The sequence below is a fragment of the Coleofasciculus sp. H7-2 genome (assembly GCF_042747725.1).
Classification (GTDB): domain Bacteria; phylum Cyanobacteriota; class Cyanobacteriia; order Cyanobacteriales; family FACHB-T130; genus FACHB-T130.
Genome location: NZ_JBHZGO010000064.1, coordinates 87,667 through 110,022 on the forward strand (window position 1 = coordinate 87,667; position 22,356 = coordinate 110,022).

Below are 22,356 nucleotides of genomic sequence, written 5' to 3' on the forward strand. Positions count from 1 at the left end.
GTGTATGAAACAATACCAAACTTCAGGGGAAGGTGTGGTATCTAAACATTAAGCCGAGATGAGTATTGAGGCTTGGCTCGCCTAGCTTAGCGATCGCAACCACTAATGAAGACACTTAAAGCATATCTTGTCAGCTTATTTGACAAAGAGTTTATCCCGACCGGATTAAAAACGGCTCTATTTGTCGGGACTCTTTTGTTTTTGATCAATCACGGGGTTGCCTTTTTCCAAGGCGAAATGACGCGCGATCGCTGGATTTCTGTATTGCTGACCTACCTGATGCCTTATCTAGTTAGTGTTTACGGTCAATACGCTTATCGTCGCAAGTTAATCAAAACTTCTGCGTATCAAACTAAACATTTTTAGTAATGCAACTGGCTCTTGCCAATCCTTTTCGGATCGGGCAGATGTAACCCCTTCCCTACCAAGGAAGGGGAACGGAAAAGCTACAGCTTTTTTATAGGTGGCGCTGGAATTCTTCCAGAATATCCATCAGGTTTACCTGGCACTGCGTAGGCAACAAATCTACTAGGGGAACTTCCCGCTTCCCGCCGCCTAACTTGATGGGAATACTTTGCAGGACTTTCACCATCTGATTTTCATCTAGAGAATTATCAACCAGTAGGGGATACAGCTTTTCTGCCACAACAGTATGCAGCTTGGCATCCTGCAAATAGAGGTGCCATTTAGCAACGTCGATATACACGTTTTCGCCGATTTCGGCAGCGAGGGATTCAATTGCTTCAGAAGTGTTGGTTCTATCCATAGGATTTACTTTGGTTATGTGGATAGGGAATCTAATTGCTTTCATTGCAATCGATCCCCGTCCGAGTTTGAATCTACGAAAAGCAAGAAACAGCGATCTATCTTTAGGTAGTTTTTTTGGATTGCTCTTTAGTTTTCGGCTGGAATCCTAAACCAGCAGTGGTATTTCCAGATCCTGCTACTGGACTGGAATAATCTGCGAGTGCAAAGATATACAGAGCGTGGGCAGCTAAGACTAACGCCCATCCGCCTGTCACCCAGGTTGCCCAAGGCCATGTAGCATTCTGCAAGTTGTGGAAAAACCACAAGCCAGAATTACAGGCACCAAAAATCGCCACATGGATGGCAAAATTCATTCTATCGTCGAGGCGACGATAGGCGGGGTCATTGCGGTCTGGTTTGCGAGGCCAACGAGGAGGCATGGAAGTTATAAGTTATGAGTGTTGAGTTTATAGGGGCGGGTTTTTCCGAAAAACTTGATATTTCACTGACATCTTGAATAAACCCACCCGTTCTTGAGTTGTTAGCGCTAACAACTAAATTCATTCTAAGCCTCTAACTACCCTGTCCTTGGCGGAGGTAATCTCCCGACTTGCCACCCGTCTTACTCACCAAGCGAATCGATTCAATCACCATCCCCTTTTCCAGCGCTTTCGCCATGTCGTAGAGGGTGAGTGCCGCGACAGAAACCGCTGTTAGCGCTTCCATCTCCACGCCAGTTTCTGCCTTGGTGACGACTTCCGCTTGAATCTGATATCCAGGCAGATTGGCGTCAGGCATTATCTGAACTTCTACTTTGTGAATCGGCAAGGGATGACACAGAGGAATTAGCTGGGAAGTTTGCTTTGCCGCCATAATCCCAGCAATTCGCGCCGTTCCGAGTACATCTCCTTTCGGCGTATTTCCTGCTAGAATCGCCTCAAATGTCTCTGATGACATCCGCACCTGTGCAGCAGCAACAGCATGGCGTCGGGTTGGCGCTTTGCCGGAAACGTCCACCATCTGAGCCTCACCGTGGGCGTCCAGATGAGTGAGCGGTTGATTTTGAGAAAAATTTTGCGTCATACAGTTGGGCTGTGCTATTATAAATTTCTGGTGAGGGCTTGTAGCTCAGTGGACTAGAGCACGTGGCTACGGACCACGGTGTCGGGGGTTCGAATCCCTCCTAGCCCGTTAAACAAGGCAAAAGATAAAACTTTTGCCTTGTTTTTTTATATCAACTTATTATTACGCTAACTTCAGCGATCGCCCTTTGCTAGACAAAGGCGACAAAGGAGCGATCGCATTCCCAACCATACCCGACAGCTAGAACGAATGCTCATCCAACCAGACAACTAAATCCGATACTGCCTGAAAATCCAACAATGCTAGAGCCAAGTCCTCTAACTGCGTGACGGATAATGCTTGAATGCGCTGTTGCAATTCTTCGTCAAGATTATCAAATTGACGGGTTAGCTGACGCATAACTAGCGATCGCGCCTCATCTTGTTTTCCTTGTTGTCGTCCTTTTTGGATGATGGCTTGATAAGTTACAGATTCTTGCATAATTTCCTCCCGTAAAAGTTGGCGAATTAAACTTTCTTCAAACCGTAAACCAGCCAGCACCTCGACACAAGCAGCAAGATTTCCCCGTTGCTGTGGTTCTTCGATCATATCGATCTGGGCTGCGACTTGCTCTAGTAAGCTGTTAGGGGTGTTGCTTCTAGCTAGAGTCGCCAGTGGCAATAATGCCGGGTTTGCCAAAAGTGGTGCCGGATCTTGCTCCCACAAGCGAATGACTCTATAGCGATGTCTGGTGTTACGAGCGCTAAACTCTTCGGTAAAGACACCTTCTGAGGTAGTAGACTTTAAAAAAATTACGACTTGTTCAATGTCACAACGGTATTTTCGGTGCAGTCTTAACTAATAATCCAGCATTCTCAATGGCAGTGGGGGATTAGATGCTGGCAGAGTTTGAAATTCGATGTGCAGGATACAGTTGCCAGTTTGCAATAGTGTGAGAGAATCGGCGCGAATCGGTTCTGCACTTAGTTCAGTTTTGAGTACCTGAATGTCAGTAGCTTCATCTGAAAGTAGCCATAGCACAAACTCGGCTGGGTATTGTTCTGCAAGGTATTTGCAAATGTTATCAGAATCCAATTTTTAGCAGGTGCGATAAAGATATGTGCTTACTTTACACCCGTAATGGTGAGCGATCGCACTCCTTCCAACCAAAGCTAGGACTTAGGCAACATCACCACATAGTGTGGGCTTTTCCCAGGGGGATTGAACCCGAAAAAACGCTATATGTATAAGCTTTGCGTAAGTCCTGCAAAGCGTGATCGCTAAGTAAGGGGGAGTTCTCGGTTTGGGTGTAGTTGTGAGGTTGTCAGTGGAAGAAATGCAGTTGAGTGAGTGCGGGGATTCACTTCTGATACGCTACATTTGATGTATCTTCAATTGCAACTTGCCAACGCAGAAACAGTCAGACACCACTATATTCCTCTGTCAGTTGCTTTCCAATTTGTACCAGCCAATCCAAGTTTTTCGTTACGACCAGATATTAAAAACGATTTACATTCAGGCTGGAATGGCTGATGAAATCGCGCTCATAATTGATGAAGATGGAAGTTGGGAGTTTGTTCTATGACACTAAATTTGTCTCAAATGACGAATGCTGAGCTAAAGAGATATCTTTCCGAACATAGGAATGAGGATGAAGCCTTTCGAGCAGCGTTAGAAGTTTTAATGAACCGTCGTAACCTCGCCAACCGCCAACCATATCCTTTTGACCTTGCGAATCCTGAAATCGAAGTTGAAGCCATATTGAAAGAGAAGTTTAAGCAAGCTGAGTAGTGGTGGTCTAACATTTGGAGCGAACCATAAAGACGATTTCGCTTTGCAAAGTCAGCATCTTGGGTAAGAATACAAAACCTTTGAAGCTTTGCAAACTCCCACATATCGCTATCGCTTGTCTCTAGTAAGCGTAAGAGAATGCGATCGCACTTATCCCCACAAAAGTAAAAGTGCGATCTCATTCTCTTACTACCCTCAGCGCTTACTTATTCAAGGCGTAAACATCCCGTTCGCGTCCAAAGGCGAAGCGGAGGGAGTGGGATAAATTTTTGCTGGATAGGGTGGCAAAGATAATCAGTGCTAGGAAGCACATGGCAGTAGTAATGGTAAACATTCCTCGGTAGCCAATGGGTTCGGCAATGGAACCCAAAACGGGACCCGCGATCGCTATCCCGACATCAAATCCAGTGATGCACAAAGCAAAAACTCTGCCTCGTTCTTGGGGAGAGGAACGGTCAGAAATCAAGGCAATCATCATTGGCAATAACGTTCCCGATCCTGCGCCTTCCAAAAAACCCGCCAGCAAAAAGTTCGCCGCAGTATATGCCTGAGAAAGTATCAGCATCGCTAGCGCGTAGCACAATATACTACCAGTGATAAAGATTCCCCGTCCATAGCGGTCGGAAGCACGACCGATAATAATCCGGGAAATAAAACTAGCCATTGCAGCGGCAGTGTAAAACCAGCCAGCATTCAAGTCAACTTGTGCATCCTTGATGAATAGAGGCACGAAGGTACTCAACGCGCCAAACCCCAAACCGATCAGCAATAAGACTAAAGCCGGAATTCGCAAGCGATCGCTTGCCAGCAGCTGCCAAAATTGCTGTTGTGCGGCTGAACTTTTAGACGATGCTTCCTCAACATCCGGTGACTGGTAGAGACTCCGGGGTTCATTGACCTGATTAACACCAAATAAACCCAGCACTCCTAGCGCCGATGCCAGCAGAAATAGGGGCGTGTACCCAGCTTGAGCTTGCACTAAGCCACCAATGGCTGGTCCCATTGCCATCCCAATCGGTGTCACCAAGCTCATATAGCCAATGATCTCACCCCGCTTGGACACTGGGGACAAATCAACCACCAAGGCGCTGTAACCAGTCGTGAAAGCCGCAATGCTAATCCCGTGGAACGCTCGCAGCAGCATCAACAGGGGAATTGACTTGACAAATAGATAGCCCAAAGGCGCGATCGCTGCCACAGTCATGCCAATCAGCAGTACCAGCTTGCGACCGCGTCGATCTGCCAGACGTCCCAGCCACGCGCGACACAAAATCAGTCCGATGGCAAATGCTCCCATGACCAAACCGATTTGTTGCGTCCTTCCGCCCACAGACTCCACATACAGCGGCAGCGTCGGTAGCAAAGAAGCCATACTAGACCAAAATAATAGCCCAGCCGTAAATAAAACCAACAGATTGCGACGACTGGGCGGCTCTAGCGTCCGAAAAACTTTCAAAGCTTAATCCCTTGTTACACTTTTAGCCTTCCCTTTGTTTACTATTGTTAACATTCTCCCCAACAACTTCCCTCACCCGATAGATTGGTCTGCCCTGAGACTCGTGATAAGTTCTCATTAACAACTCTGCGAGCAGTCCAAAAGAAAACAATTGCACGCCCGTCACCAGCAGCACGACCGCCAAGATCAATAACGGGCGATCGCCAATGCTCTGACCGAAACCCACTTTTAAAACCGTTAAATACACACCCAGCAGCGTCCCCAACGCCATTGCAATAATGCCAAACAGCCCAAAGACGTGCATGGGGCGAGTGAGGAACTTTTTCATAAAGTAGACGGTTAACAAGTCCATCACGACTCGGAATGTCCGCCCCAACCCATACTTACTGCGTCCATAGCGGCGGGCATGGTGCCCCACTGGCAGCTCAGTAATTCTTGCCCCCTCAATGAAAGCTAAAGCTGGCAAAAATCGGTGCAATTCCCCATAAAGATTCATATCCGCCACCAATTCTGAGCGGTAGGCTTTCAGGGAACAACCGTAGTCGTGCAACTCTACACCCGTGACTCGTCCAATTAACCAGTTAGCGATTTTAGACGGAAGCAGGCGAGTTAAGGCGGCGTCCTGCCGTTTCTCACGCCAGCCACTCACCAAGTCATAGCCTTCTTCTAACTTTGCCAGTAGCCGGGGAATATCCGTCGGGTCATTTTGCAAATCGCCATCCATTGTGATAATCACCTTGCCTCGCGCATAGTTAAACCCAGCCGACATTGCCGGAGTTTGACCGTAGTTGCGACGCAAAAGCACTGCTTTTAAGTTGTCGCGGGTTTGCGCCAAAGATTTAAGCAGTTCCGCTGAGCCATCCTTGGAACCATCATCCACGCAAACAATTTCGTAGTTCAGATTCGTCTCAATTAAAGTGGTAGCGATCGCTTCAATCAGGTGGGGTAAACTCTCCACCTCGTTATAAACCGGCACTACTACAGAAACATCGGGGATACCGTCAGCAGAAATTTCGCTCTGCGTTACCAGTCTTTCAGGAATTAACACGATTGCCTCCCACCTCTTGGTGTCTTATTGTCGTTGTGGTTGATAACTGGCAACCACTCGCCCGCAAGAGCGCAGTTGCCGAAAATACGACTGACTAATCGAATCTCCCTGTTCCGAAAGGATATCAATCCCAATTCCATTGCGACCCTGTTCTTGACCGGAACTATGAATATAACGTTCTTCTCCTAGGTATAAACCCACATGGGTTGTTCTATCGCCGATGCCAAAAAAGATTAAATCACCTGATTGTAGCGCTTGAATCGCAATCGATTCTGTAAAAACTTCCTGCTGATAAGAATCTCTCGGCAACCAAATTCCAGAGGCAGCAAAAGCGGCTTGCATCAGCCCGGAACAGTCATAATTTGGCCCTACTGTTCCGCCCCAGAGATAATAATTCGGCTGTTGCATCGCCGCTTGCATAAAGGCGATGACTTGGGGTAAGCGATTTTGAATTTCTGTCGGGGAGATAGTGTGAGCTTCGTAGGGCGTTTGAGCCTCCTCAATCTCTTTGAGGTCTTGAATTGCCACCCAGCCGGAATAGTCATCTTCACGCAGACAAACCTGGATAGACGATACATCCGTCTTTGGCGACAAAATCCGCAAGTGACGCCCGGTTGCTGCCTGAGTTGCCAAACGAGTACAACTGGAGGAATCATAGAGGTTTAGATTGACTCGACACTGGTACTCGCAGAATGGGTCATGGGTCATGGGTCAGTGGTTGTTGGTCAGTGGTACAAACTATTGAACAATTGACAACTGATAACTGACAACTGATAACAACTGATAAAAATGACATTTTTTCACAAAGACGAACAACTAGAAAAACTAGGCGATCGCATTTTAGAAGCAACTTGGGCAGAATTTCCGGGATTAGCCCGCAACCAAATTGCCTTAACCTGGGTAGTCTACGATCCCCCAGTGCCCGTCAATACCGGCGGTGCCCTCAGCTCAGAGGAATTCTGGAAATATCCAGTCCGGGGCTTTAGCTATCGCGGTGTCGAGCGAATATTTCCTGCCAGCATCGTTAAACTGTTTTATCTCGCCGCCGTACAAGAGTGGCTAGAACAAAATATGCTCCAGACTTCCTCTGAGCTAGAGCGAGCCATCCGCGACATGATTATTGATTCCAGCAACGATGCCACCAGTTTAGTGGTGGATGTGTTGACTGGCACCACTAGCGGCCCGGAGTTGCCACCAGGGCCATTTGAAACCTGGCAGTTGCAGCGCAATATCGTGAATCGCTACTTTCAATCCCTCGGCTGGACAGAGATGGAAACCATCAATGTCAATCAAAAACCTTGGGGTGACGGCCCCTATGGGCGAGAGCGGGCATTCTTAGGGGAGATGCGGGAAAACCGCAATATGGTGACGACCAATGCCACGGCGAGGCTGCTACATAGCATTGTCGGGGGCGTCGCTGTTTCATCCGGGCGATCGCAAGCAATGATGGGACTGATGAAACGCAGCCTCCATCCAGAAGACGATGAAGCCTCCGACGAGGAAAATCAGGTTAGGGGTTTCTTAGGTGCCGGACTGCCTGCAAACGCCCAATTGTGGTCTAAAGCCGGTTGGACGAACCAAGTTCGTCACGACGCCGCTTATATCGAGCTACCATCACGGCAACCTTATCTGTTGATTGCGTTCACCGAAGGCAAAGCAAATAGTAAAAACAAAGCGATTCTACCCTTTGTTTCCCAGAAAGTCGTAGCGGCAATGGACAGCCTTACCTAGTGCAATCCCCGGTTACAGAAGCGATCTCGATCAATGACGAAGAAACCCTTTTTTACAATAAAAAGGGTTTCTTCGTCATCAAAGTGAGCAATAGGTCGCATCCCAAGCATCCACGTCTAGAAATTGCGATCGCTACTGATGAGATAAAGTCTGAGGAACCGTGAATAAAAATCTCTCTTGTCACTCTCTCACCCTCTTTCTTACATTTCACCTGTCAACATCAATTTCGTCGAATACTAGCCACTTCCAGCTAATAATCCTTCCTTGGTGGGTAGCAAAATCTTTTAAAATTTCCTAAATTGACCACAGGGAAATATAATTTCCGAGAGAATAGGCAATTAAGGTTGGCTTTCGTAAATTTTTGAGGAAATTTTTGAGGAGTGACCGTGAATACAATCTTTTCTAAGCGTGTTTCTTTCTTGCTGGGTCTGACGGCACTGACGGTTCTCAGCGGTGGCTTGTCAGCTAGGGGCCAAACGCCCACTGCCACAGTCATTGACCAAAAGACTCCTGCGGTCGTTCAGAGTTCAGAACCTGCCGCATCTGAGGCGATAACTGAGCCAACGGTAATGGGTATGCCAGTTGTCAACCCAGTTGTCAAGCCAGCAGGTGTCACACCGATTACCCAATCAACTGTCCCGGCATCACCACAATATAATGTGAACCAACAGCCGGTCAACCTCTCTGAGTATCAAGATGCAACCCTGACTGAAGAAAGCGCCAAGCCTGCGGCACCAGAACCTTCCTCCTTGGCAGAAACTGATGGTACTGCTACGCAACCGTTTCCCGGCGTAACCACTTCTGCCGCCGCTCTCGCCGCGCCACCTCAGCAACCAACTTCTGAAACTCCAAACTTACCCAATGACTCTGAGGTTGCTCAAACCGACATCGAACTCGGTCGAGCCACTCGTGCGGGTCGAAGCTACGTCGGGGTTGGCTTCAATATTGGTTTCGGGGGTGATAACGCTTTGGGCGATGGTAGCTTCGCAGTAATCAGCAAAATTGGTCTAACCAATACGTTGTCTTTACGCCCTTCCGTGCTACTAGGTGACGATACGACCTTTCTGATTCCAGTGACTTACGACTTTAACATCCGACAATCAGATCCGTTTGAACCCGTCAGATTCGCCCCTTACGTTGGTGGCGGTGTAACGATTTCCACGGGTGATGACAGCGACATTGGTTTCCTGGTTACGGGTGGCGTCGATGTGCCTTTGACACGGCAATTTACAGCAACAGCAGCTCTAAATGTCGGCTTTCAAAGCGATGACGTGCCGGTGGGATTAATCCTGGGTGTGGGTTACACCTTCCCTGGCTTCTAGAGAAAGTATAAAGTAAAAGCCAAAAGGCAACAGAGAAAATTTTGGTTTCTCCTGTTGCCTTTTTACTTTCAGGACTTACGCAAAGCTTATACATATAGCGTTCTTGTCGGTTCAATCCCCCTGTGGTTGCCCTCAGATGTCGCGCAAGTTGCGTAAGTCCTAACTTTTTTACTTTTTATTGGTTACTTCTACTTGGGGGCTGACTTTGCCTGTCACTGCCAACTCACCAGTGGGTTCCACCGCCCAGACATCGTAGCTACCGACCACATCGCCGTTTGCATCAATATCCACGTTACCGCTAGCTCCCTGGTAGTTAATCTCCTCACCCTTACGCACCAGTTCTAGCGCTTGACAAACATCGCTCACTTCTTTGCCTGGGGCATTGGCGACATCACGAAGCTTACTTTTAATGCCTTCGCCGGTATTTAACTTAGCGTTTTCGGCTGCTAGTACCATCAAAGCGGCAGCATCCCAGGCGTGAGGGACATAGGCGCTCAATCCCCTTCCGGTTTTCTCTTTCCAAATCTTGGTGAATTCAGCCAGCGCTGGTCCATTGGCACCGGGAACCGTGCCGATTGCCCCAGCTAATATAAACTTGCCATCACTGGTTTTGCCGACCTGCTCTGGAAAGTCCTGGGAATAGGCACCATCTGTCAGCATCACCTGGACGCCTTTACTTAGACCTTGTTCGTAGGCAGATTTCAAGAACAAGCTGCCGGTTTCGGCGTAGACAACCGCTGCTACGGCGTCCGGTTTGCCATTAAATGCTGCTGCTGCTTCGCTTTCAAAAGTGGCGGCTTTGGGGTCATAACGAGTTGGCTTGCCTTCGTTGACAATAGTGCCTCCTAATTTTTTGAAGGCTTGCACAAATTCTCGTTCAAAGCCAACTCCATAGTCGTTGTTGATGACGACAGTGGAAACGCGCTTAAACCCTTTGTCTGTTGCTAGTTTTGCTAAAGCCTGAGCTTGATAGGTATCGGGGGGAGCCGTTCGCGCCCAATAACCTTGAAATTCTCCTTTTTTGGCTCGTTCGGTAAAGACAGGGCTGGTACTACCCGGTGAGATAAACATCACCTTGTTGCGGACAGCGACAGGCACGGCGGCACTAGAGACGCTGCTGGCAAAGGAACCGACGACGCCAGCAACTCTGTCTACTTCCGTTAGTTTGGTCATTCCTGCGGTGCCAGCGTTGGGATCGGTTTGGTCATCTTCAGGAATAAATGTGACTGGCTGATTATTGACGCCGCCACACTTGTTGACGGTGTCTACTAACAAACGGATGGCATCTGGTAGGGGTTGTCCCACAGAAGATAGGTCGCCGGTGGTAGGCAGCAGTGAGCCAATCTTGAGTCCGGAACCGCTGGTGGCTGGGGTAGATGCTGTTGTCTGGGTGGGGCTACTGGTTGGCGTGTTATTACTTGCCGTTGGTTGAGAAGTGTTTTGGCAAGCAGCGGTTAGAAAACTTGTCGCTAAGGTGGTAATTGCTAGGGCGCGAGCCCAACTCGGTTTGATACTTCTGGCTGAAGCGGGTCTGCTCATTTGCGTGTTTAACTCTTCAACAGTCCACGATTGAAATCAAATATTTTAATTGATCTCAGTTGTTTAAGAATACAGCGATCGCTTCTGCCAGCATTTTAGCTAGCAGCAGAAGCGATCGCTCTGAGGTGTGAAGAGTGAGGCGTCTGGTTTTAGCTGTTGGGCTTCCCCTCTTGCCTCTTTTGTATGCTTTTAAAACGGAGAGGGAGGGATTCGAACCCTCGGTACGGAGTTACCAACCGTACAACAGATTAGCAATCTGTCGCTTTCGACCACTCAGCCACCTCTCCTAGGTGACGAATATACATAATACCAGATATTAATGAATCGAAGCTGCTGTCAAAAAAAATTTTCTTTTTTTCGATGCCTGGTCATTCCGCGTGAGTCTTCGCAGTTGGAGGGAAATCCATAATTCATCCTCCCCGTTGCGACTCTTTGCTTGTTTCCCGTTCCTAAGTATAATTACTTATTAGTAAATTCTTCATAGCTGGCAAAGAAATCAAATAATCTTTTACAACCCAGTTTCCGTAAAGGTTGGACGATTTAAATATTCCCGCGTTACACGATTAAGTCTAGAAATCCTCACTTCCCTGACTATTGGAGGACGGAAAAATGGGAATCCATTCGCTAAGGAGGTCATTTATATGCCCTTTGACTTAAAATTTTCCTTCTTTAGGAGGAGGCGATGACACCAAATAATACCCTATCGTCCCTCGGAAGGTTGAATATTGTCGGGTAGTAGGTTCTCTCCAGTAGTTGATGTTCATCATCAACAGCGAAGCTTATCCTATGATCAAAGCAAGTAAAGATTCCTTAAGTTCGCGTGGGCTGAAGAGGCAACTGAGTAGAATGGTCAACCCCCGCTTCGCCCTGGACGTTGTTAAGTTACAAAACTGATAAAATATTATGCTTTCCACAAACAACCAGCACATTGCTCTGATTTCCGTCCACGGAGATCCAGCAATTGAAATCGGTAAAGAAGAGGCTGGCGGTCAAAACGTTTATGTACGTCAGGTGGGTGAGGCACTTGCTCAACAGGGGTGGCAGGTAGATATGTTTACCCGCAAAGTTAGTCGCGATCAACCCACGATTGTTCAACACAGTTCTAATTGTCGAACGATTCGGTTAACGGCTGGTCCTGAAGAGTTTGTCCCCAGAGACCATTTGTTTGAGTATCTACCAGTGTTTGTTGAACAGCTGCTCAAGTTTCAGCAGCAAGAAGGCATCGAATATTCTGTAGTACACACAAATTACTGGCTCTCATCTTGGGTGGGAATGGAGCTGAAGAAAGTTCAACCCATCAAGCAAATTCATACTTACCACTCTTTGGGAGCAGTTAAATATAAGTCGGTTTCGACGATACCCTTGATTGCTACCACGCGGCTAGAGATAGAAAGAAAGGTTCTAGAGACAGCGGAACGGATTGTCGCCACCAGTCCGCAGGAAAAAGAACATATGCGATCGCTGGTTTCTGCAAAAGGCAGCATCGACATCATCCCCTGCGGCACCGATATTCACAAGTTTGGTTCCGTCACCCGCGAAGCAGCACGACAGCAACTGGGAATCGACTCCGACACCCAAGTGGTCTTCTACGTGGGACGATTTGACCAGCGCAAGGGGATTGAAACGCTAGTTCGCGCCGTTGGCAAGTCCCAGATGCGCCAGCAGGGGAACCTGAAGCTATTTATCGGGGGTGGTTCTCGTCCCGGTCAAAGTGACGGTAAAGAGCGCGATCGCATCGAAAAAATTGTAGGCGAACTGGGACTGCAAGACATCACCACCTTCCCCGGACGGTTGGGTGACGAAACCCTGCCAGTTTACTACGCCGCCGCTGATGTTTGTGTCGTACCCAGTCATTACGAACCCTTCGGCTTAGTGGCGATTGAAGCAATGGCTTCTGGAACGCCCGTGGTTGCCAGCGATGTCGGCGGACTCCAGTTCACCGTCGTCCCCGAAGAAACTGGTTTACTGGCACCCCCGAAAGATGACGCCGCGTTTGCCGCTGCGATTGACCGTATCCTCGCCAACCCAGAATGGGGCAACCAGTTAGGTAAGAATGCAAGAGTGCGGGTAGAGAAAATGTTTAGTTGGGATGGCGTGGCGTCTCAACTGAGTGACCTTTACACTCATCTAATAGTGAAAGAAGCTGCACCCGAACTCGTCGGTCAAGTCAGCGCCTAAATTTTACCCAGCAGTTTGTCCTGCGGGTACCCTACCAAGTAACCACAAAGTCTTCTAGTTGTACCAGTAATGTTGGTACAACTACAAGGCTTTTTTTACTTTATACTTCTTTTCAAAGAAAAATCATTCTACATAATTGCTTATAGCAATTCCCTTTTTGCAAGCAACGATTTGAGTTTTTATCACTCTCAAACTATCCGGATTTGGAGTGGATTGGTTGCAATTTATTAGTGATGGAAGAAATAAAATGACTGGTCTGAGTTGTATTATCTTGTTTTATATGTACTTAATTTAAATTTTTACAATCTGATTATAAGTTCCGTTTTCCCATCCAAAATCCTCAATCTAAAATGGTGTTAGCCTCAAGTAATACACAGTAACAGATAATGAAATTGATACCAATTCACTTTGTGCTTGCAACTTTGCAAAAGCGCACGGTCGTGTGCCCTACCTTCCTATACCCTGCAATCAATTAGAGAAAGGGTATTAATGACCTATGATGACCCTAACTCAAGCGTGCAGAATACCAGCGTGAAACGGCTATTTCAAACAGCATGGAACCTTCTTTTGAACGCTATTCAAGGCATTTACGGTCGTCTTTTTAGAAGAAGGCGTCGCCAGTTAAGTCGTCAGCCACTGCGACAAGACGCCTCAATCGATTCTGGATTGAATCGAATCAACCTCACCCCATCGATACCGACAGAAGAAGTCAGGAACAGCCCACCCTTACCCCTCAATGAGGCAGATAGGCTCAAAGCGCTAAATCGCTACAAGATTCTTGATACTCCTCCTGAAGAGGCATTTGACGATTTGACGGCTCTGGCAGCCCATATTTGCGGCACTCCCGTTGCTATAGTCAGCCTCGTCGATGCTAATCGGCAGTGGTTCAAATCAAAAGTCGGGGTGGAAGCAACCCAAACGCCAAGAGACGTGGCATTCTGCGCCCATGCCATTCTGCAACCAGATGACTTGCTGATTGTACCCAATGCCTTAGAAGATGAGCGGTTTGCCAGCAACCCGCTAGTGACCTCTGACCCTCATATCCGGTTTTATGCTGGCACCCCCTTGGTGAGTGCTGATGGCTATGCTATCGGCACCCTCTGCGCGATTGATCGGGTTCCACGTCATCTCACCCCAGAACAGATGGAAGCACTGCGGGCGTTAGGGCGGCAGGTGGTCAGCCAGATGGAGTTACGGATTAATCTGGCTAAATTAGAACGTACTATCAGCAAGCGTCGGCGAGTAGAGGAGGCACTCCGCCGCAGTAATCAACGACTTCTGCAAACCCTCAAGACGTTGCGAAATACTCAAGCCCAACTCATTCAGAGCGAAAAAATGTCGAGTTTGGGTCAATTGGTTGCCGGTGTCGCCCATGAAATTAACAATCCTGTCAACTTTATTCACGGCAACCTGCCCTATGTTAGTGACTATGTTCGGGATCTCCTCGATTTGCTAGCCTTCTACAAAAAGCAATATCCCCATCCCGATAGCGAGATTCAAAAAAAAGCAGAAGCGATTGATTTGAACTTTCTCACAGAAGATTTACCGAAGACTCTGAGTTCTATGAAAGTGGGTACTGACCGTATCCATCAAATTGTTTTGTCGTTGCGGAACTTCTCCCGGTTGGATGAATCCGAGATGAAGCGAGTTGACATCCACGAAGGGATTAACAGCACGCTATTAATCCTACAGCATCGACTCAAGGCTACAGCGCAGAATTCTGGTATTGAAGTGATTAAAGAGTACGGCGTCCTTCCACCCGTTCAGTGCTACGCTGGCCCTCTGAATCAGGTGTTTATGAATATTTTGAGCAATGCGGTGGATGCTCTAGAGTCGTCAATGGTCAATGGTAAGCTGTCAGCAGTTAGTGAAAAAACAACTGACATAGAGACGCAATTCATCGCGTCTCTACCAACTGACAATGCTTGTATTCGCATCTGCACTAGCCTTTCTTCTGACCGATCTCATGTAGTGATTCGCATTGCTGATAATGGTTCTGGCATACCAGAAGAGATTAGGGCAAAGATATTCGATCCATTTTTCACGACAAAGCCTGTAGGCAAGGGCACGGGAATCGGACTGTCGATCAGCTACCAGATGATCGTTGAGAAGCATGGTGGGGTACTGAAGTGTCTGTCTGAACCAGAACGAGGAACAGAGTTTTGGATTGAACTCCCGATACACGCGAACAGAATGAACATGAAGGATCAAGGATAATGCCGCATCCTTCAGGAGTAGGCGGAAAACTACAGCGACAATTCTGGTTCTCGCAGTGCTTCTTTCACCAGCTGTTGCACTTCGGAACGGACGTGATCGTAGGCTTCAGCGGCACACCAAGGACGCAGATATAAAATTGTTCCGGTTGCTGAGATGGAGGCAACGTGACAAGTAGTTTTTGGATCTTCCAAAACTAAGGGATGGGGTTGAATCAGGGACAAAAGTAGGGTGATAGTCGGTTCGATCGGGCGATCGCTAATATCAATCTCTAAATCTACTCGTCGCTTGCCTAGTACGGTGGTATTTTTCAGCGTCCCGCTAAATAATTGCCCATTCGGCACTGTAATCACTACGTTGTCTCGCGTTACCAGCGTGGTAGAGAAAATGCCGATAGTATCCACCACCCCAGCAGCCCCCGCCCCTTCAATAAAATCGCCTACCTCAAACGGGCGCAAACTAATGAGCATCACACCGGCGGCAAAGTGAGATAGGGTATTCTGCAACGCTAAACCTATTGCTAAACCAGCAGCCCCCACTACCGCGACGACGCTGGTTGTCTCTATTCCCAACCTGTTGAGAACGGCAACCATCCCGACTACCAGCGTGAAAATCTCGGCTACCTGAATCAGGAACTTGCGTAAGGTTGGCTCTGTGCGACCCAGCGCTTTGCGGGTAAGACCCCCCACCCAACCTACGGCTAATCGGGTGAGGAGCAGAATCGTAGCCGCCCAGAGAAGGTTCTGTAGAATCTTAAAATACGCTTGACCAATCAGGTAGTTCCATAACTGGGATGCAGCTTCAATAGAAATAATATCCATTGTCAATCGTTTTTTACCAGAGAAAATGAATTTTTGTCTGCCACTATTCTTATTCTGAGTAGGGGTACGGCAGTGGCGTGCCCCTGCATCTAGAAGGAAAGACTTGCAAGTTATCAACTTGCTTCAAGACGGTGTAATCTGTTCTGATTCCAGGGGTTGACCGACTGCCACGCGAGGTAGACGATGCTTGAAGCCGCAGAGAATTTCCCAGGAAATGGTGCCTAAAGTCGCCGCCCAGTCATCAGCAGAAATTTGGACGTTACCTTCTTTCCCCAGCAGAGTGACGACTTCGCCAGTTTGTAAATCGGGGATGGCGCTGACATCCAGCATCAGCTGATCCATTGTAATTGCGCCGATTTGCGGCACCGGCTGACCTCGGAGCAAAACTTGCATTTTGTTGGAGAGGTTGCGGGGAACCCCGTCTGCGTAGCCAATGGCGATCGCGGCGAGGCGCATATCCCGACTGGCGACGAACTGATGTCCGTAGCTGACGCCCGTACCGGCTGAAATATTTTTTACTTGCGTCACCCGTGCTTTTACTTGCATGACGGGTTTGAGATTGATGGCAGGCTTTAGATGGGGCGCGGGGTAAAGACCGTAGGTTGCTAAACCCACTCGCACCATGTCGTAGTGTAAGCTTAAGTCGCTTAAAGCGGCGGCTGAGTTTGCTAGGTGCAGACGGGGAGGCGTCATTCCTGTGGTTTTGATGAGAGCGATCGCTTCCTCAAATCTGTCTCGCTGCTGTCTCATCACCGTCGGATCTGGACTATCAGCCGTTGCCAGATGAGAGTAGATACTGGCAATTTTGAGCTGGGGCAATCGCTGCACCAAGGCGACCAACTCCGCTGCTTGCTGCCAGGGAGTGCCTAGGCGAGACATTCCGGTATCTAATTTTACATGAACCGACAAAGAACGAGTAGGGGCAATGCCTTGTGCTTGCCCCAGTGTCTCGGAAAAGACCAAAGCTTGCTGAGGGGTACAGATAGTCGGCTGCAAATTCCAGTGAGCGATCGCTCGCACTTGTTCTGGTGTATTACTGGCACCTAAAATCAAAATCGGTGCCTGAATCCCGGCTTCTCGCAGTTGAATTCCCTCTGGAATCGTAGCAACACCCAGCCAACTTGCACCCGCTTGGCAAGCAACCTCGGCAACCGTAATCGCACCATGACCATAAGCATCCGCCTTCACCACCGCCATCAGTGCCGTTTTTGGCGAGAGAAAACGCCTCAGCTGCCGCACATTATGAGCTAAAGCGGCTAAATCAATTTCCACCCAAGCCCGTTCCTTGAGCGTATCCGTAAAATTTTCTCGCCGTATTTGGGTAATATTGGGGTACCCAGAGGAAGGCATCCCTACAGGAGTCGGCTCCCAACTTAGCATTTAGACTCACTCCTCACTCACTCACACCTGTTAGTTTAGGACTTACGCCTTCAAGCCATTACTAGACTATTGGTATATCTAGCTCTAGCTTTCATCGGTCGCGTTTAGAGAAAACCCTAGGGGAAGTCCTACAGTTAACAACTTAGAGTGAGCGATCGCGTCCGGATCGTCAAGTAGTCTCTCGGTGTTATTAATTACAGATTGTGGCTGTCGTTCGCAAGGCAGCTAGGATGTTGGCATTCACCCCTAGCCTTTCCTCGTGTTTGGGTGTCGGGGGTTTTCGCCATTCCGGGTGCTTCTCCAACACAGCTTGTTGACGCGATAATCTGAAGATCCCGCTTTTCGTCAAACGTCTGGAGGTATATTTTGGCAGAAATAGTGCTGAATGCTGAGTTTACGAGGAACATTGAAGAAGATAATTTGACATTTTCCGCTCTCAACACTTAGCACGAACGGGTCAACCCGCCTTTATAGGACGGACTCAGCACTAAAGCATGAGACTGCGAACGAAGACACTAATGGTCATTGGCGCGACACTCGTCGGTCTGGTAGGGGTGCTATATGCTACCTCTTCCACCATTTTGTTGCGGAGCCTCAAGCAGGCTGAGGAACAAAATACCCGTCAGTTGGTTAAGGCAGTTCTGAATGTTTTTGCCCAAACTGGCGATGACTTTAGTTCCAGATTTCGCGATTGGTCGGCGTGGGATGACACCTACAACTTTATTAAGAATCCAAACCAAGCCTATAGGGAGTCGAATCTAGCTCCAGAATCGCTCTACAACTTGCAGATCAATTTGGTGCTGTATATCAATAACAGCGGTGAAATTGTCTTTGGGACTGGGTTCGATCTGAAAAACCAGAAAAAAACACCGATTCCACCAGTCCTCAAAGAACACCTTGCTCTCAACGACCGGCTTTTAGAGCGTCCCAATTCTCATCGCATTTTGTCGGGAATCATCCTGGTTCCGGAAGGGGCAATGCTGATTAGTTCGCAGCCGATTTTGCCTTCAAATAGCAAAGGTTCTATCCGGGGAACTTTGATCTTTGGGCGTTATGTAGATGATGAGACGATTCAGAAGTTGGCAAGAATTAACCGTTTGCCCGTGACGATGTACGGGATGAACGATCCTCAAATGCCTAAAGACTTCCAAGCCGTGCGTTCTGCTTTGTCGGAACAACGCCCGATTATAGTGCGATCGCGCAACGAAGATACGATTTCTGGATATGCTCAGATTAAAGACATTTATGGCAATCCGGCTTTGCTGTTGCGGGTGGATGTCCCCAGAGAAATCTACAAGCAAGGAAAGATTCGCCAAGGCTATCTGATTTTGTGTCTGTTGGTGGCGGGAGTGGTATTTGGCGGAGTGACGCTGCTGCTGGTAGAGCAATTGGTGCTGTCTCGATTGGCAGCTTTGAGCGCAGGAGTTCGGAAAATTGGCGCGAGTGGCGATCTTTCGCTGCGGGTATCAAGTCAAGGAAAGGATGAATTGTCCAGCTTGGCACTGACGATTAATGGGATGCTAGAAGCGTTGGAAAAATCTGGACGCGATCGCCTTGAAAGTGAAGAACGTCACAGCGCTGTGGTTGAGCAAGCTTCGGAAGGAATTGTTCTAATTGATGCTCGATCTTCTCAAATTCTGGAAGCCAATACTGCCTTTAAGCGCCTGCTGGGTTACAGCCATGCAGAAATTTTACAACTGACACTTTACGATCTCGTCCCCCACGAGCGAGACAGCGTTGACTTTAATATTGAGCAAATCTTAGCCAACAAACAACACTACTTGGGCGAACGGCGCTACCGGCGTAAAGATGGAACGCTGGTGGATGTAGAAGTGAGTGCCAACCCGATTTCTTATGGTGGCAGAGAGGTGGTGTGTGGCGTAGTTCGGGATATTAGCGAAGCGAAGCGCGACGAAGTCGTTCGCAAACAAGCGCAAGAAGAAATTCTTCTGTTGCAGACAACCACGCAAGCGATCGCGGATTCCTCTGATTTTCACTCAGCTTTGCAAGTCACGCTGGGCAAGGTATGCGAGACAATCGGCTGGAGTTTTGGGGAAGCTTGGATTCCCCACCCAGCAAGTGACTTTCTCGAATGCAGCCGGGGTTGGTATGGCGGTAAGGATGAGGTATCCCCCGCCTTGAAGAAATTCAGACACTGTAGCCAGAAGCTAACTTTTGCTTTCGGGAACGGATTGCCGGGACGAGTTTGGTCATCGCAGCAGCCAGAGTGGATTGATGATGTTTCAATTCAGCCACAAGCCGTTTTTGAGCGTGCCGCAATTGCCCAAGAAAGCGGATTGAAAGCAAGTTTCGCCATTCCGATTATTGCGGCAACGTTTTGGAAATCGTGCCCCCTGCCGATTCAGGAGGGGCACAGCACTGGCGTGCCCCTACAGCAGTCACCAGTGCTGGCTGTTCTGGTTTTCTTCAGTTTCGACAGCCAGGAAGAAGATCGGCGGCTGGTGGAGCTAGTATCGGGCGTTGCGGCTCAGCTGGGTTCCGTCATTCAGCGCAAGCAGACGGAAGCGACACTCCAAGAAAGCGAGACTCGACTCCGCAGACAGCAGCGGGCGCTGATGGAATTAGCGACGTGTCAGGCTTTATACACGGGCGATTTGAGCGCGGCATGGCGGGAGATTACCGAGACAGCCACGAACACGCTGGGCGTCGAACGAGCCAGTATATGGCTTTATAGACAAGAAATCGTTGATGGCAATGAACCGGCTGCAACATCCCAAAACCCGAATCCAAAATTGGTCTGCGTTGACTTGTACGAACTCACTCAGGAGCGCCATAGCAGGGGCATAGAGCTGCACGCAGTTGACTATCCGGGATATTTCCAAGCGCTAGAAGAGGAACGCGCGATCGCGGCTTCTGATGCCCATAGCGATCCTCGGACAAAGGAGTTTTCCGCTGCTTATTTAACTCCTTTAGGCATTGCCTCAATGTTGGATGTCCCAATTCGGGTGGGTGGACGAACGATGGGGGTGCTTTGTCTGGAACACATCGGTACGCCAAGGCAGTGGGCGCTGGAGGATCAGAACTTTGCGGCTTATTTAGCGTATATGGCTGCTTTGGCAATGGAAGCGAGCGATCGCAAACAAGCAGAAGCTGCCCTCGCTAGCAGTGAAGCGAAATTTCGCTCTCTGATTCTCAACAGTTCGGATCTGATCGCTATTTATGATGCAGATGGCATTACCCGCTATCAAAGTCCTTCGATTGTCAGTATTTTGGGCTACCAACCAGAAGAATTGACTGGCGTACACACTTTGGGCATGATTCACTCAGAGGATCGTCGCCGCGTTTTAGAGGCTTTCCATCAGGCTCTTAACAACCCTCAGGCTGTTTTTTGCATCGAATATCGTTTTCCCCGAAAAGATGGCTCCTGGTGCTTTCTAGAATCAACTGGGAGCAATTTGCTAGCCGATCCATTCGTGGCAGGCATCGTTGTTAATTCCCGCGACATTACCGAGCGCAAGCAAGTGGAAGGCGCACTGCGGCAAGCCGAAGAAAGATATCGCAGCATCTTTGAAAACGCAGTTGAAGGCATTTTTCAAACCACACCGGATGGGCGCTTCCTCAGTGGGAATCCTGCCCTAGCACATCTTTATGGCTACTCTTCCCCGGAAGAATTAATCGCCAATGTAACAAACGTTGAGCGGCAACTTTACGTTGACCCAAACCGACGTGCGGAATTTATTGCTGCCATGCAAAAGTACGATTCTGTATCCCGGTTTGAGTCTCAAATTTACCGCCAGGACGGCAGCACTATCTGGATTTTGGAAACCGCACGCATGGTTAAGAATTCTCAAGGTAGAATCCTTTACTACGAAGGCACTGTCCAAGATATTACGAATCGCAAGGTAGCAGAAGAAGCACTGCGCTATCAACAGGAACAATCGGAACTACTGCTGCTCAATATCTTACCCGCCCCCATTGCCGAGCGATTGAAACTTCAGGAAAGCACAATTGCCGATAGTTTTGCCGAAGTCACCGTTTTGTTTGCTGATATTGTTGGCTTTACCCAACTTTCTGCCGATACATCACCCACCGAACTTGTCGAATTGCTCAACAAGATATTTTCGGCTTTCGATCGACTGTCCGAACTGCATGGGTTGGAGAAAATTAAGACGATTGGGGATGCCTATATGGTTGTCGGCGGTCTGCCAATGCCCCGCAGCGATCATGCCCAGGCTATAGCCGAAATGGCGCTGGATATGCAAGATGCGATCGCGCTATTTAACCTAAAAAATGCGAAAAATTTTCAGATTCGAGTCGGCATTAGTACAGGACCTGTGGTTGCTGGCGTTATTGGTATCAAAAAGTTTATCTACGATCTGTGGGGCGACACGGTAAATACAGCTTCTCGGATGGAATCCCACGGTCTTGCCGGTCGAATTCAAATCACTGCCACTACCTATGAGCGATTACGAGATCAATATATTTTTGAGGAACGCGGTATCATCCATGTCAAAGGCAAAGGCGAGATGACGACTTATCTTCTGACTGGCAGAAAAAGTAGAAAAATTTAACTCCCATCAGCAAGTTGTAGGGAATGGTTGAACGACAGTGAAACCCAACAATTATATATGTGTCTTGAGTAACGTTGCCTCAACCATTCCCTACGCAAGTCTTGTATTTTTAGTGAGACTTAGACATTTTCTAGCTTCTCTTCCCTCTGCGTCCTCTGCGTTCTTGGCGGTTCGTTAAAAATTAATCGGCAATTAGAATAATAATGGGTTCTCATTGAGTCCCGCTTCCCCCAGTGCTGTTGCCATCAAATCTTCTAATCCTAGCGTCTGCGCCCACTGACTCAAATAGCCAAAATCAAGCTTTAGATATCGGTACTATTGAGATTAGCAAGTTGTAGGGAATGGTTGAACGACAGTGAAACCCAACCATTGTTTATGTGTGTTGGGTTTAGTGCTGTACAAGCAAGTCGATAGGGAATCGACGATGCAAGTGAAACCCAACCATTGTTTATGTGTGTTGGGTAACGTTGCCTCAACCCAACCTACTAGCGCGTCTAGGCTAAAATGCTGAGTTGAGGAAATTCGCTCTCATCAA

18 protein-coding genes, 2 tRNA genes and 2 pseudogenes are annotated in these 22,356 nt (G+C 48.3%); 10 read left to right on the plus strand and 12 right to left on the minus strand.

Translation table 11 applies throughout. The annotated features are described in order from the left end of the window. The first annotated feature begins 105 nt into the window (after positions 1–105). Positions 106–366 carry a nitrate/nitrite transporter NrtS gene (gene nrtS / locus ACFW2W_RS13565; protein ID WP_378178696.1) on the plus strand — a complete coding sequence of 87 codons (261 nt, stop codon included), beginning with the start codon at positions 106–108 and terminating at the stop codon, positions 364–366. Between the two features lie 91 nt (positions 367–457). On the opposite strand, the gene ACFW2W_RS13570 is transcribed toward nrtS, so the two are convergent. From ACFW2W_RS13570 to moaC, 3 genes are all read right to left on the minus strand, one after another. Then, positions 458–766, minus strand: a complete 309-nt coding sequence (locus tag ACFW2W_RS13570) for a DUF3181 family protein (protein WP_378178699.1) — start codon at positions 764–766, stop codon at positions 458–460. A gap of 103 nt (positions 767–869) precedes the next feature. Then, positions 870–1,187: a 2TM domain-containing protein gene (locus ACFW2W_RS13575; RefSeq protein ID WP_378178702.1), complete on the minus strand. Its 318-nt coding sequence runs from the start codon at positions 1,185–1,187 to the stop codon at positions 870–872. Between the two features lie 133 nt (positions 1,188–1,320). Next, positions 1,321–1,830 carry a cyclic pyranopterin monophosphate synthase MoaC gene (gene moaC, locus ACFW2W_RS13580; protein ID WP_378178704.1) on the minus strand — a complete coding sequence of 170 codons (510 nt, stop codon included), beginning with the start codon at positions 1,828–1,830 and terminating at the stop codon, positions 1,321–1,323. Positions 1,831–1,864: 34 nt separating this feature from the next. Between moaC and ACFW2W_RS13585 the strand changes: the two genes are divergently transcribed. Further along, positions 1,865–1,938: transfer RNA gene (locus ACFW2W_RS13585), tRNA-Arg, on the plus strand. A 132-nt stretch (positions 1,939–2,070) separates the two neighbouring features. On the opposite strand, the pseudogene ACFW2W_RS13590 reads toward ACFW2W_RS13585, so the two are convergent. Continuing rightward, positions 2,071–2,904, minus strand: a pseudogene (locus ACFW2W_RS13590) (Rpn family recombination-promoting nuclease/putative transposase). Positions 2,905–3,211: 307 nt separating this feature from the next. Here ACFW2W_RS13590 and ACFW2W_RS13595 point away from each other — a divergent pair. Together ACFW2W_RS13595 and ACFW2W_RS13600 are read left to right on the plus strand one after the other, a co-directional pair. After that, positions 3,212–3,394 carry a DUF6888 family protein gene (locus tag ACFW2W_RS13595; RefSeq protein WP_378178707.1) on the plus strand — a complete coding sequence of 61 codons (183 nt, stop codon included), beginning with the start codon at positions 3,212–3,214 and terminating at the stop codon, positions 3,392–3,394. After that, complete coding sequence (locus ACFW2W_RS13600) at positions 3,391–3,600, plus strand: DUF6887 family protein (protein ID WP_378178710.1); 210 nt, start codon at positions 3,391–3,393, stop codon at positions 3,598–3,600. The genes ACFW2W_RS13595 and ACFW2W_RS13600 overlap by 4 nt, the downstream gene beginning before the upstream one ends. Positions 3,601–3,632: 32 nt before the next feature. Here ACFW2W_RS13600 and ACFW2W_RS13605 read toward each other — a convergent pair. The 4 genes and pseudogenes from ACFW2W_RS13605 to ACFW2W_RS13620 form a co-directional block, all read right to left on the minus strand. Next, a pseudogene (locus ACFW2W_RS13605) lies at positions 3,633–3,782 on the minus strand (DUF5615 family PIN-like protein); the annotation flags it as partial. Positions 3,783–3,802: 20 nt separating this feature from the next. Continuing rightward, positions 3,803–5,056 (minus strand): MFS transporter, encoded by a 1,254-nt coding sequence (locus ACFW2W_RS13610; RefSeq protein WP_378178713.1) that lies wholly within the window; start codon positions 5,054–5,056, stop codon positions 3,803–3,805. A gap of 22 nt (positions 5,057–5,078) precedes the next feature. Continuing rightward, positions 5,079–6,104 carry a glycosyltransferase family 2 protein gene (locus ACFW2W_RS13615; protein ID WP_378178716.1) on the minus strand — a complete coding sequence of 342 codons (1,026 nt, stop codon included), beginning with the start codon at positions 6,102–6,104 and terminating at the stop codon, positions 5,079–5,081. Between the two features lie 24 nt (positions 6,105–6,128). Beyond that, complete coding sequence (locus ACFW2W_RS13620; protein ID WP_378178719.1) at positions 6,129–6,812, minus strand: C40 family peptidase; 684 nt, start codon at positions 6,810–6,812, stop codon at positions 6,129–6,131. 81 nt (positions 6,813–6,893) lie between these two features. On the opposite strand from ACFW2W_RS13620, the gene ACFW2W_RS13625 reads away from it, so the two are divergent. From ACFW2W_RS13625 to ACFW2W_RS13635, 3 genes are all read left to right on the plus strand, one after another. Then, on the plus strand, positions 6,894–7,835 hold the full coding sequence (locus ACFW2W_RS13625; RefSeq protein WP_378178722.1) for a serine hydrolase: 942 nt from the start codon (positions 6,894–6,896) through the stop codon (positions 7,833–7,835). Then, positions 7,835–7,999 carry a hypothetical protein gene (locus ACFW2W_RS13630; protein ID WP_378178725.1) on the plus strand — a complete coding sequence of 55 codons (165 nt, stop codon included), beginning with the start codon at positions 7,835–7,837 and terminating at the stop codon, positions 7,997–7,999. Before ACFW2W_RS13625 ends, ACFW2W_RS13630 begins: the two co-directional genes overlap by 1 nt. A gap of 222 nt (positions 8,000–8,221) precedes the next feature. Beyond that, positions 8,222–9,157 (plus strand): hypothetical protein, encoded by a 936-nt coding sequence (locus ACFW2W_RS13635; protein ID WP_378178728.1) that lies wholly within the window; start codon positions 8,222–8,224, stop codon positions 9,155–9,157. Positions 9,158–9,325: 168 nt separating this feature from the next. Here ACFW2W_RS13635 and ACFW2W_RS13640 read toward each other — a convergent pair whose 3' ends face one another. Next, a complete protein-coding gene (locus ACFW2W_RS13640; protein WP_378178731.1) occupies positions 9,326–10,696 on the minus strand; it encodes an ABC transporter substrate-binding protein in 1,371 nt (456 codons plus the stop codon). Positions 10,697–10,891: 195 nt separating this feature from the next. Beyond that, a tRNA-Ser gene (locus tag ACFW2W_RS13645) sits at positions 10,892–10,983 on the minus strand. A 616-nt stretch (positions 10,984–11,599) separates the two neighbouring features. On the opposite strand from ACFW2W_RS13645, the gene ACFW2W_RS13650 reads away from it, so the two are divergent. Together ACFW2W_RS13650 and ACFW2W_RS13655 are read left to right on the plus strand one after the other, a co-directional pair. Beyond that, positions 11,600–12,874 (plus strand): glycosyltransferase family 4 protein, encoded by a 1,275-nt coding sequence (locus tag ACFW2W_RS13650; RefSeq protein ID WP_378178734.1) that lies wholly within the window; start codon positions 11,600–11,602, stop codon positions 12,872–12,874. Between the two features lie 489 nt (positions 12,875–13,363). Beyond that, positions 13,364–15,091 (plus strand): sensor histidine kinase, encoded by a 1,728-nt coding sequence (locus ACFW2W_RS13655; protein WP_378178737.1) that lies wholly within the window; start codon positions 13,364–13,366, stop codon positions 15,089–15,091. Positions 15,092–15,120: 29 nt separating this feature from the next. Here the strand turns inward: ACFW2W_RS13655 and ACFW2W_RS13660 are convergent, their stop codons facing one another. Both ACFW2W_RS13660 and alr read right to left on the minus strand, forming a co-directional pair. Continuing rightward, positions 15,121–15,909: a mechanosensitive ion channel family protein gene (locus tag ACFW2W_RS13660; protein ID WP_378178739.1), complete on the minus strand. Its 789-nt coding sequence runs from the start codon at positions 15,907–15,909 to the stop codon at positions 15,121–15,123. A 123-nt stretch (positions 15,910–16,032) separates the two neighbouring features. Then, positions 16,033–17,289 carry an alanine racemase gene (alr, locus tag ACFW2W_RS13665; protein ID WP_378178742.1) on the minus strand — a complete coding sequence of 419 codons (1,257 nt, stop codon included), beginning with the start codon at positions 17,287–17,289 and terminating at the stop codon, positions 16,033–16,035. A 494-nt stretch (positions 17,290–17,783) separates the two neighbouring features. Here alr and ACFW2W_RS13670 point away from each other — a divergent pair, with 494 nt between their 5' ends. Further along, complete coding sequence (locus tag ACFW2W_RS13670; protein ID WP_378178745.1) at positions 17,784–21,821, plus strand: PAS domain S-box protein; 4,038 nt, start codon at positions 17,784–17,786, stop codon at positions 21,819–21,821. Positions 21,822–22,356 lie beyond the last annotated feature (535 nt).

Coding starts and splice junctions, on each gene's coding strand:
- ACFW2W_RS13660 (WP_378178739.1), bottom strand. CDS start 15,909: ATGGATATTATTTCTATTGAAGCTGCATCCCAGTTATGGAACTACCTG.
- nrtS (WP_378178696.1), top strand. CDS start 106: ATGAAGACACTTAAAGCATATCTTGTCAGCTTATTTGACAAAGAGTTT.
- ACFW2W_RS13570 (WP_378178699.1), bottom strand. CDS start 766: ATGGATAGAACCAACACTTCTGAAGCAATTGAATCCCTCGCTGCCGAA.
- ACFW2W_RS13600 (WP_378178710.1), top strand. CDS start 3,391: ATGACACTAAATTTGTCTCAAATGACGAATGCTGAGCTAAAGAGATAT.
- ACFW2W_RS13640 (WP_378178731.1), bottom strand. CDS start 10,696: ATGAGCAGACCCGCTTCAGCCAGAAGTATCAAACCGAGTTGGGCTCGC.
- ACFW2W_RS13670 (WP_378178745.1), top strand. CDS start 17,784: ATGAGACTGCGAACGAAGACACTAATGGTCATTGGCGCGACACTCGTC.
- alr (WP_378178742.1), bottom strand. CDS start 17,289: ATGCTAAGTTGGGAGCCGACTCCTGTAGGGATGCCTTCCTCTGGGTAC.
- ACFW2W_RS13625 (WP_378178722.1), top strand. CDS start 6,894: ATGACATTTTTTCACAAAGACGAACAACTAGAAAAACTAGGCGATCGC.
- moaC (WP_378178704.1), bottom strand. CDS start 1,830: ATGACGCAAAATTTTTCTCAAAATCAACCGCTCACTCATCTGGACGCC.
- ACFW2W_RS13575 (WP_378178702.1), bottom strand. CDS start 1,187: ATGCCTCCTCGTTGGCCTCGCAAACCAGACCGCAATGACCCCGCCTAT.
- ACFW2W_RS13650 (WP_378178734.1), top strand. CDS start 11,600: ATGCTTTCCACAAACAACCAGCACATTGCTCTGATTTCCGTCCACGGA.
- ACFW2W_RS13620 (WP_378178719.1), bottom strand. CDS start 6,812: ATGACCCATGACCCATTCTGCGAGTACCAGTGTCGAGTCAATCTAAAC.
- ACFW2W_RS13655 (WP_378178737.1), top strand. CDS start 13,364: ATGACCTATGATGACCCTAACTCAAGCGTGCAGAATACCAGCGTGAAA.